Annotated in this window: 2 protein-coding genes; both read left to right on the plus strand. The window is 39.7% G+C overall.

The genetic code is table 11. From position 1 onward, the window contains the following. A partial coding sequence (locus tag ABT160_RS47225; protein ID WP_502984438.1) for a relaxase/mobilization nuclease domain-containing protein occupies nucleotides 1–277 on the plus strand: 277 nt, incomplete at its 5' end. A gap of 90 nt (nucleotides 278–367) precedes the next feature. After that, the coding region (locus ABT160_RS47115) for a relaxase family protein (protein ID WP_502984439.1) at nucleotides 368–1,021 on the plus strand (654 nt) is incomplete at its 3' end.

A 1,021-nucleotide genomic window follows, 5' to 3' on the forward strand; every position in this document is an offset into this window, starting at 1 on the left:
GACAAATTGTCGGGCAGTTGCCGTGGGTGGAACCAACGGGATTGATCCCTTTATCGCCAAAGAACAATTTGATGTCATTCGACAACTTCATAACCAAACCAAAGAATCCAATCAAGTCTTGCGTATTACCCAATCTTTCGCCTTAGATGAACTGAATCCGAAAGTTCAAAAAGACTGGCAAAAAGCCAATGATTTAGGCGTTGAATTAGCAGAAAATCTCTATCCTAACCATCAAAGTGCTGTGTATACGCATTTAGACGGAAAAAAACACGACTAACACAACCACATCATTGTCAATAAGGACAATTTAGAGACAGGCAATAAATTAAGACAACAAAAAGGAGAAAGCGTTCAACGAGCACGAGAAATGAATGATCGACTCGCTTCTCGAGAGAACTGGCACATTTTAGAGCCACCAAATGAGCGCCAAACAGAGACAGAAAAAGAACTAATCGCCAAAAATGAGTATTCTTACATGGATGATTTGAGAGAAAGAATCAATAAATCGCTTCAAGATGTCTCTGTGAGCTCATACGAAGCGTTTAAGGAACGATTATCTGACAATGGGGTAATTCTATCAGAAAGAGGCCAAACGTTCTCATATGCCTTTTTAGACGCCAATAACAAGCAAAGACGAGCACGAGAGACCCGATTGGGTTCTGATTTTGGAAGGGAGACCATTTTACATGAGTTGGAAAACCGAGCAAGACAAAACGAATTTAGAGCTGTTGAACAACGAGAACCAGCGATTACTCCGCTTGAGCGAGACACTCAACAAAGAGAATCAGAAATTGTTAGCCTTGAACAAGCAATTGAACCAAGAAAATCAGAAGCTCTCAAGCGAGAATCAAAAATTAATCGATTTATTGACACAATCAAACAGCTTGCAGGACGAGTACCAGAACTTACTCAACGCGTTACAAGAAAATTAAAGCAAACAAAAGAGAAAATCCTCGATGATTTTGAACGTCGCTTTTCAAAAGACATGAAAAATTACGAGCAAGAACAACAGAAAAGCCTA

The organism is Streptomyces sp. NPDC001941 (genome assembly GCF_040296945.1).
In the GTDB taxonomy this organism is placed as follows: domain Bacteria; phylum Actinomycetota; class Actinomycetes; order Streptomycetales; family Streptomycetaceae; genus Streptomyces.